The 9767-nt window shown below is 33.3% G+C and carries 8 protein-coding genes; 7 read left to right on the top strand and 1 reads right to left on the bottom strand.

Features of this window, described 5'->3' with window-relative positions; genetic code table 11:
- The first annotated feature begins 530 nt into the window (after nucleotides 1-530).
- The 7 genes from X924_RS10055 (at nucleotide 531) to X924_RS10025 (ending at nucleotide 8482) form a co-directional block, all read left to right on the top strand.
- On the top strand, nucleotides 531-2507 hold the full coding sequence (locus X924_RS10055; protein ID WP_121958788.1) for a sodium:solute symporter family protein: 1977 nt from the start codon (nucleotides 531-533) through the stop codon (nucleotides 2505-2507).
- A 363-nt stretch (nucleotides 2508-2870) separates the two neighbouring features.
- Nucleotides 2871-3638 (top strand): cyclase family protein, encoded by a 768-nt coding sequence (locus tag X924_RS10050; RefSeq protein ID WP_121958787.1) that lies wholly within the window; start codon nucleotides 2871-2873, stop codon nucleotides 3636-3638.
- A 115-nt stretch (nucleotides 3639-3753) separates the two neighbouring features.
- Nucleotides 3754-5013: a LeuA family protein gene (locus X924_RS10045; RefSeq protein WP_121958786.1), complete on the top strand. Its 1260-nt coding sequence runs from the start codon at nucleotides 3754-3756 to the stop codon at nucleotides 5011-5013.
- Between the two features lie 78 nt (nucleotides 5014-5091).
- Entirely contained in the window at nucleotides 5092-6072 is a 981-nt protein-coding gene (locus tag X924_RS10040) for a CoA transferase subunit A (RefSeq protein WP_121958785.1), read from the top strand.
- Between the two features lies 1 nt (nucleotide 6073).
- Nucleotides 6074-6853, top strand: coding sequence for a CoA-transferase subunit beta (locus tag X924_RS10035; protein WP_121958784.1), 780 nt, complete (start codon nucleotides 6074-6076; stop codon nucleotides 6851-6853).
- Between the two features lie 10 nt (nucleotides 6854-6863).
- A complete protein-coding gene (locus X924_RS10030; RefSeq protein WP_121958783.1) occupies nucleotides 6864-8090 on the top strand; it encodes a beta-ketoacyl synthase N-terminal-like domain-containing protein in 1227 nt (408 codons plus the stop codon).
- Nucleotides 8091-8101: 11 nt separating this feature from the next.
- Nucleotides 8102-8482 carry a Zn-ribbon domain-containing OB-fold protein gene (locus tag X924_RS10025; protein ID WP_121958782.1) on the top strand — a complete coding sequence of 127 codons (381 nt, stop codon included), beginning with the start codon at nucleotides 8102-8104 and terminating at the stop codon, nucleotides 8480-8482.
- A gap of 159 nt (nucleotides 8483-8641) precedes the next feature.
- Here the strand turns inward: X924_RS10025 and hisC are convergent, their stop codons facing one another.
- The gene (gene hisC, locus X924_RS10020; protein WP_121958781.1) at nucleotides 8642-9739 is read right to left on the bottom strand and encodes a histidinol-phosphate transaminase; all 1098 of its coding nucleotides are present in this window, start codon (nucleotides 9737-9739) and stop codon (nucleotides 8642-8644) included.
- Nucleotides 9740-9767 lie beyond the last annotated feature (28 nt).

The following is a 9767-nucleotide window of genomic DNA, read 5'->3' as shown; positions in this document are numbered from 1 at the left end:
TTTATTTTCGAAGAGAATTAGTAAAAATTAGCAAGACTAAAAAACATAAAAAAACAAATATTACAATTATTTTTAGTGGTTGAAAAAAACTCTATTTATTAATTTTTCCCATAGAATCTATACATAAGGAATATATTAAGTTATTGGATAAATTTGAAAGATTATATCAGTGCACAGAAAAGTTAACTAATAATTCTATATTTTAATAAACACTAAGAAATATTTATATATTCTTTAATAGTTACCTTTTAATGACTACAAATCATTTTAATCTTATTTTTTCAAGTTTGACATTTTTTCAAATAAGATGTAAGATATCTTTAAAAGAATTTCGAATTTTTTGCTGCAATTATTTTCATGATTATAAAAGGTGGTGAGAATGGGGCTATAGAAGAATGGTTGAACCTTAGTGAGCAAAGGTAAGGTTTAGTCAGGAAAGTTATAAGACAGTTTTAAAACATTTTTCCTTAAAAAAGAACAGGCAACTGAAGATTTTCAGTAGGCATATTAGTTTAAGGAGGTGTAAAGGTATGAGCAGTAGTATATTAATCTTTTTAATATTTTTGGTTATTTTTGGAGTTATCGTAAATTGGTTAGGTGTCAGAGCAAGAAGATTAATAAAAGGAGGTAGCGATTATATAATTGCTGGAAGAGAAGTAAATTTACTTGTGAATGTATTTGGTGTTGCGGCAATTGGATATGCTGGTACTACCTTAACTTTATCTCCTTCCTTTGCTTTAATGGGCGGATTCTGGAAAGGCGTAGCTATGTTGGGAATAGCCTATTCTGTGATAGGCATCGGGGGTTACGGTCTCTTAGTAGCACCACTTGCCAGAAGAAGCGGCGCACATACATTACCAGAATGGATGGAAATTAGATATGATAAACGAGTAAGAATAGTTGTGGCAATAACAGCAATTATCTCAATGATAGGTATAACAGCTAATAACATAGTTTCAGTAGCGTATATATTAGCTGGTTTTACAAATTGGAATTTATTACTTTTAATAGTAATAGCATTTTTGCTTTTCTTGGGGTATGTTTTTGCTTCTGGATTATGGGGTGTTGCTATTACAGATTTCTTTATGGGTTTTTTATGTATAATAGGTATGCCACTTTTAATAGTAACTTTGCTAATAAAATATGGGGGTTTTAATTTTATAGCTAACAACTGGCCAGGTGGAGGAAGTTGGTTAACATCAGGGATTACTGGTGGAACTTTCCCGTGGTTTTCTTTAAAATATCCGAGCTTTTTAGTAGCTTTGTTCTTATATGGATTTGCACTTGTATGGGGATCAAACCACTACTGGATTCGCTGCAGTTCTGTAAGGAGTGAGAGAATTGCAAGAAATTCATTTTTGTGGGCAGCATTGATACTTTTTTTGGCAAACGGTATTGTCTATGTACTTGTTGGTAGTTATGCTGGGGCAGCACATCCAACTGCATTTCAACCTATAGGTTCAACTCCAACAGCAAGTGCATTTGGCATTCTACTTCAAGAATTAAATCCCGTTATTGCCTCTTATTTATTAATTTCTACTATTGCAGCTTCGATTTCTACTGCAACTGCTACTCACATTGCTGGAAGTTCTATGCTTATAAGAGATTTTTATCAAAGATTTTTCAAGCCAAAAGCAACTTCTAAAGAATTAATAACACCTTCTCGAATAATTACTCTTTTGTTTGGAGTTATTACATTAGTTTTATGTTTTTATCCTGGAGGACCGGTTTTTCTTTTTGCTTTCAGTACTGCGTGGTTGCTACCTTCAGGAGTAGCTTTATTATTAGGCATGTACTGGAAAAGAGCTTCTTCAACAGGTACATTTTGGGGCGTTTTCTCAGGAATATTGTTATTATCAGTTTGGACTATCCTTGACTTAACAAAGATATATCCAATGACAGAAAGATTTGGGCATATGGCAATTCCAGGTTTCCTTTTAACATTTATAATAACCATTATTATTAGTTTATTAACACCCAAAAAAGCTACAAAACTAGAAGTAATGAAAGAAAAAATTAAGCTAAATGAATTAGAAACGAAGACATTGGACCTCATAAGCAAAGGAAGTAACGTACTATGCGATATATCTGACATTTTAAACGTTGACTCAAATGTAAGCAATAAAGCAATACTGAAGTTAGAAGAATATGGACTTATAAGAAGAAAATCCCAAGGTGGAATGGATTATTATCTTTTTGAAGTAACGGAAAAAGGTAGAGAATTTTTACCACAGCTGACTAAGGAAGACGAAATTCTTTTTCAAGATGGATTAAGTTCAGTCGCTTTCACCATATTGGCGTATATTTCCAATCATAAGAATATAGTGGTAGACGATTTGGTGGAAATCACAAAATTAGAGCCACTTTCTATCTCTGCAATTATTCAAAATTTAATTAGACAAGGATATGTAATAGAAGGAGGCTTAATAAGAAGAAAACTAAGAATCAGTGATAAAGGAAAAGGAGTAGTAGAGAAGTATAAGAAACTTCTAAATTATGAGATTTAATAAACTTTTATAAAATAACTAATAAATGCAAAGTTAATAGACTCGCACTAAAAGGAAATAGTTATGGAGCATGGGGAAGGGCATAAAAATAGGAAAATAATTTTGTTAAAACATTAATAAAGTTCTCGGGGATTTAAAAAATGATAATTTTTCGGAGAATAAGCATTTGATTTAAAGTGGGTCCAGGGCAGAGTCCTTCCTTCTCCTTCAATACAAGTACCGAAAAGGTTAAAAAATTAAGAATTAGTAAAGATTAGAATTGAGGAAGTATTTTGTAAAAAAATCAGTTCTAAAACATATATAATAAGGATTTTGGAATTTCTAAAGTGAGTAAAAATAATATAAAAAGGAGGTAAAAAAATTATGATAAAAATAATTGATTTAAGTGTTTTGATAGAAAGTGAATCTTCTTCGGAACCTTGGCCAGCAAAAATTGATTATTTTGACCATAGGGCAGGAGCAGTTGAGATGAGAAATAAATTTGGAGTTAAGCAGAGAGATTTGGTATATTCTTCAGGACTGGGATGGGCATATGAATGGCTCACTATTATGACCCATTGTGGGACGCATCTTGATGCTCCTTGGCATTTTTATCCCATGGCTGAAGGGAAACTCGCCAAAACTATTGACGAAATACCTCTTGAATGGTGTTTTTCGGATGGGGTGGTATTAGATATGCGCCATAAAAAAGCTGGTGAAGAGATTGCAGTAGATGACATAAAAAAAGCACTTAATAATATAAATTATACGATTAAACCCTTAGACATAGTCCTAATTGAAACGGGATGTGATAAAAAAATAGAGAGTCCTGACTATTTCTTACAACCAGGCATGAGTAGAGATGCGACACTTTGGATTCTTGATCAAGGGGTGAAGATTATAGGAATCGATGCATATGGTTATGATAGAGCATTCAAAGATATGGCAAATGATTACAAAGAAACTGGAGATGGACATAAAATTTGGCCTGCTCATTTTGCTGGAATCGAAAAAGAATATTGTCATATAGAAAAATTAGCAAATCTTGATCTCATTCCAAAACCTCATGGTTTTAAAGTGGCATGTTTTCCAATAAAATTGGCTAAAGCTAGTGCAGCTTGGATTAGACCCGTTGCTATTGTTGAAGTATGATGACTATCGAGTGCGAGGCTAGTATGTAATTAGCTTTATTATTTAGAAATTCGAAATTGGATTGTGCGTGGTTTCCAACAAAAACCTGTTACTATTATGTGAGGAGGCATATAGTATGAAAAACATAGAACCGATCGAAAATTGTACTTTGAAAGAACCTTATTTTACAGACGAAAAATGGATAACTCATTTAAATTATATTGATGAAGTTAGATCTCAAATGAAAATACCTGAAAAGGTAATTATCCATGACGTTACTTTAAGAGACGGGGAGCAAACGGCAGGAATAGTTTTTACCGAAGATGAAAAAGTTTTCATTGCACAAGAGCTTGATAAAATAGGGGTTCCTTTAATTGAAGTTGGAACACCAGCCGTATCAGATGATGATAAAAGAGTTTTTAAAAGATTATCTGAAATGAATCTAAAAGCAAAAACCCTTGCACTTTCAAGAATAACAGAAAAAGATGTTGAATTAGCAATTGAAAACAAAGCTGATGGAATATTTTTAGAGACTAGTGTTAATCCCTATTTCTTAAGACATGTCTTAGGAATGAGTGTTGATGACTTAATTCAAAAAGTTATTAAATGTGCCAAAATGGCTAAAGAAGCTGGCCTTTTTGTTGAGTTTTGTGGTTGGGAGACTTTTAGGGTTAGTAATTTAGACGTCTTAAGAAAAATTTTTACCGAGGTAGTAAAAAACGTTGAAGTGGACCAAATTGGTATTTCTGATACTTTTAATCAGGCACATCCTGTAGCAGTTCAATATTTGGTTCGCAAAATGAAAGAATGGATACCTGAAGTTCCGTTATCATTCCATATTCACAATGATTTTGGGTTTGCTACTGGTTCTGCACTAATGGCAATAGTGAGTGGTGCAGAAGCTATAGAGTGCTCTTTCAATGGTTTAGGAGAAAGAGCCGGGAATGTCGCAACTGAAGAAATAGTTGCTGCTCTTGAACTGCTTATGGATATTAATACCAACATCAATTTAAAAGAAATTTATAGAGTATCAAAAATAATAGAAGAGGTATCAAAATTAAAAGTTTCTAAATTGAAACCCATAGTAGGAGAAGCTATTTTTGACAGCGAGTCAGGTATCATAGTAGATGCCAATATTAAACTTGAAAATAAATTAGGACTGAAAGACAGTTTTTATCCTTATTCACCTACAATTTTTAATCGCCAGTCTAAATACGTAGCGGGTAAGAAAAGTGGAAGATCCTTTGTTGAATATGTGCTGAATAATAAAGGGGTATCCGCTACAAAAGAGCAGGTTGAAGAAATTCTTCAAAAAATAAAGGAGACAGGGATAATTCTTAAGAGTGTTCTTCCAGAAGATACTATCAATAAAATTATTGAAGAAATAATTAAATGATGAGAAAGGAGGATTACCCATTAATTTTGGGTATTCCTCTCTTAACTTTTTAGATACTTTTGAAGGGGAGGATTAATTATGCTGAGTGAAGGAGAACTATTTACAGGCCCTGATCCTGATGAAATGAGGGATTTCTTTAGAAAAAAAACGAAGAATTTGGTAAACAAACTAACTACTGTGTCAAAAGCCGTTTCAGAGTTAATTAATGATGGAAATTATATAGCAGTTGGTGGTTTCGGGATGGTAAGATTACCCACAGCAGTTCTTCTTGAAATTGTCAGGCAAAAAAAGAAAAATTTAGGTTTTTCAGGTCATACTGCTACACTTGATTGTGCGATACTTGTAGCTGGTAAAACTTTTAATAAGTGTGACATATCTTATGTGATAGGGCTTGAAGCATTCGGCATTCCAAAACAAACTCGAAAATATTTCGAGACAGAAGTAAATTATACTGAATGGACAAACGCGGCATTAGCATGGAGATATAAAGCTGCAGCAATGGGACTTTCCTTTATTCCCATAAGGACAATGATGGGAACAGATACAGCAAAATATAGTGCAGCAAAAGAAATTACTTGCCCGTTCACAGATAAGAAATATCTGGCTGTTCCTGCGTTATACCCAGATGTAGCTATAATTCATGTTCATGAAGCTGATATATATGGGAATAGTCACATACGCGGGATAACTGTTTCTGATCAAGATTTGGCTCGTGCAGCTAAAAGAGTGATTATAACATCAGAAAGAATCCTTCCAACAGAATTTTTTAGAAACAATCCTGAGAACACTACAATTCCATTTTACTTAGTAGACGCTGTAATAGAGGTTCCATTCGGTAGTTATCCTGGGAATATGCCCTATGAATATTTCTTAGATTCCGACTACATTCGAAATTGGATTGAAGCTGAGAAAGATGTTGAGGAATACAAAACATTCATTAATAAGAACATTTTCGAATGTAAAAATTTTTATGATTACTTAAATGTAAATGGAGGCTTTGAAAAAATGAAAATGTTACGAAATATTGAATATATGATTGATAATAAAAAGGGGAATTAAAATGGAAGAATATAACGAAATGGAACTCATGATATGTATTTCTTCAAGGTTGTTGGAAGATGGGTCAGTAATTTCTGTTGGAACGGGTGGTCCATGTGCAGCTGCTATGGTGGCTCAAAAATTATATTCTCCAAATTTGTTAATAACTTTTGAGGCAGGAGCTGTTGCTCCTTTGCTACCTTCTATGCCAGTGTCAGTAGGGGATTCTCGGACTATGTTCAAAGCTATTCAAACAACGTCTATGTCGGAAATTATGGAATCACTTCAAAGAGGAATGGTTGATTATTGTTTCCTTGGTGGAGCACAAATTGATATGTATGGAAATTTGAATTCGACACTAATTGGGTCAGATTATAGACATCCAAAGGTTAGACTTCCAGGAAGTGGTGGGGCAAATGATTTTGGCTCTCTTGCATGGAGAACCATTGTTATGACTCCTCAAAGTTCTCGTAGATTTGTTCAAAAGATTGATTTCATAACAACTCCAGGTTATCTCACGGGTCCTGGAGCAAGAGAAAAATCTGGGTTACCCCCTGGAACTGGACCTTATAAGGTTGTCACAAATCTTGCAGTATTGGGATATGATGAAGAAACTAAAAGGATGATGATAGAGTCAATTCATCGAGGAATTACGTTAGATGATATTAAGGTAAACACAGGTTTTGAATTGTTAATAAAAGGGAAAATACCATCAACTGAGCCTCCAACAAAAGAAGAACTTAGGGTGCTGAGAGATGAAGTGGATCCTTTAAAATTAATAATAGGTAAAGAGGCTGTTTAAGGAGGGGAAAATGGAAAAAGTTGATGTTATAAGTGTAGGAATGACTAAGTTTGGTAAGCATCCAGATAAAACTGGAAGAGATTTGGTTTTGGAAGCATTTTTAGAAACTATTAAAAATGTTGATAAAGGTATCAATATAAAAAAAGAAATAAAAGCTCTTTTTGTTGGAGATTTTACTCCCACCTTATATGAACATCAGGCTCATTATGGACCGTTAGTTACAGAATGGTTAGGAATTCAGGGAATTCCTGCATTTAGAACGGAGAGTGCGTGTGCCTCAAGTTCTGCAGCTTTGGCTGCAGGATATTTTGCAGTAGCTTCGGGAATGTATGATGTCGTAATGGTAGTAGGAGTAGAAAAGATGACTACTTTAGACACTTCTAGAACAACAGACGCACTATCTGTTGCTGCTGATGATATTTTCGATCTCAATACAGGGATAACTTTCCCCGGATTGTTTGCTTTAATGGCTCAAGAATACTTTCATAAATATGGAGGAAATTGGGAAGACCTTCAGACAATAACGATTAAAAATCATTATAATGGGTCTCTAAATCCTAAAGCACAATTTCAAGAAAGTATTTCTTCAATTGCAAGAAAAACGGCGTTGAAAAAAGGAGTTTCATTTAAAGACGATATGGATTTTTTGAATTCTCAATTTAATCCGCTTGTAGCATATCCTTTGCGTCTATATGATTGTGCGCCTATTTCTGATGGAGCTGCAATTGCCTTTTTATCTAATAGTAAAATTTCGAAACGATTCACAGATAAGCCTATGCATATTATTGGTTTTGGAATGGGAACGGATACATTAGCTCTTGCTAACAGACATGATTTGACAACATCCGTTGCGGTTATAAACTCAGTACAATCAGCATACAAAATGGCTGGGATATGGCCAGAAAAAATTGATATAGCTCAATTACACGATTGTTTTTCGATAAATGAGATACTTTTATCAGAGGAAGTAGGTTTTTTTAAAAAAGGATGCGGCCTCGCTGCAGCAAAAGAAGGGAGGACTTCTTTAAATGGTGACAAACCCATAAATACAGATGGAGGTCTTAAAAGTAAAGGGCATCCTGTTGGTGCAACGGGAATAGCTATGATGCATGAAATATGGCTTCAGTTAAGAGGGGAAGCAGGTAAAAGACAAATAAAACAAGTTCCTAAAATTGGTTTAACTTGTAATGTGGGAGGATCTTCAGCAAGTTCATTTGTGTTTATATTAGAGATTTAGCGAGGTGAAGAATGATTATAATTCAAGACTATATAAATGCACTGAAAAAAGGCAAAATTTTCGGCTCCAAATGTAACAAATGTGGGAGTGTTACAATTCCTCCACATCCCGTTTGCCCAGATTGTGGAAATTTTGAAATGGACCTATTTGAAATAAAAAGTGAAGGTGAGGTAAAAAGTTTTACAATTATTTATATTCCACCTGAGCAGTTTAAAGAGGAATCACCCTATATTGTTGCAATTGTTAGTCTCAATGATGGAGGAGGCTCAATTTTAGGGAGACTTCTTGAAGTTGATCCTAATAATCCAGAAAATATAAAAATAGGGATGAAAGTAAAGTTTGAACCTTTGTTGAAGAATGATAAGATTGTTGTTGCGTTTAGACCTGTGTAGCTTTCTGAACTACTATTTTAAGTAAAGAAGGAGAGATAATATGCGTAAAGTCTTATTGTTTATCGTGCTACGTCAAAAAAGTCTCCAACTTATAAGTTGGAGATAAATTTGATAAAGCACTAATCTCATCAACAAATCATCATAGGTTGAAACAGGAAGCTACAACTCCTTAGTGAAACGTAAGTTATGGTAGTTCAGTAGCTCGTTAAAACACTCTAAAAATATTTGATTTTCTTCTTTTGTTCCTATAGTAACTCTTATTTTATTTTCTAAAACACCTTCATACTTTCTGACGATTATATTATTTTGTAAAAAAAACTCATATGCAGAATCTGCGGTGATATCTTTTATTTTGCTTAAGTCTAAAAGTAAAAAGTTTGAATCGCTTTTCATTGTGTAGGCTTTTAGATCTTGGCTTAATAACTCTCTTTCGTGAATAATGTAATCTATGTTTTTTCTTACATAATCATAATTTTCTATTATTGTTTCAACCATTTTTTCCGATAAAACATTGAAACTATATGGTGATTTTATTTTCATTATTTGATTTACGATTGATTGATTAGCTATCAAAGTACCTGCTCTTATTCCGGCAAGACCAAAAGCTTTGGAAAATGTTTTTAAAATTATTAAATTTGGGTATTCTTCTAAATATTTTATCATGCTCGTTTTGGAAAAGTCTGCATAAGCTTCATCCATAACAACAGGAACACCTGTTTTTAATACTTTTAATATTTCTTCTTCTGGTTGCAGGTTTCCAGTTGGATTGTTGGGAGAACAAATAAAAACAAGACGTGTATTTTCATCTACTTTTTTTTCAACCTCTGAAATTTCAAAGTTATTGTTGAGAGGAACTTTTTTTATGCCTACATTATTTAATGTTGAATAAAATTCATACATTTCAAAAGTAGGTGGGCAAACAATTACATGGTCTCCATTAAATATTTTAATTGTATAGGAGATTAATTCATCACTACCGTTTCCAACGATTATATTGTTTTTATCCAGAGTTATCTCGTAATTCCTAAAATAATAATTAAAAAAATCCGCGATTTTTTGTCGAATAGTATCGGATGTTAGTTCGGGGTATCTATTTAAATTTATCTCTTGTATCTTCTTGAAAAAGATATTTTTTATTTCGTCTGGAATGTCAAAAGGATTTTCATTTTTGCTTAAATTTATCATATTTTTTAAATCTTTTGAATATGATGGTTTATACTCTGGGAATTCATTTAAGAGCGGATTAAAATTAAACATTCAAGTTCCTCCTTCAAGAGTTTGTTTG

The sequence above is a fragment of the Petrotoga sp. 9PWA.NaAc.5.4 genome, from assembly GCF_002895485.1.
Lineage (GTDB): Bacteria > Thermotogota > Thermotogae > Petrotogales > Petrotogaceae > AZRK01.
This window is presented reverse-complemented; position numbering and strand designations above follow the sequence as displayed.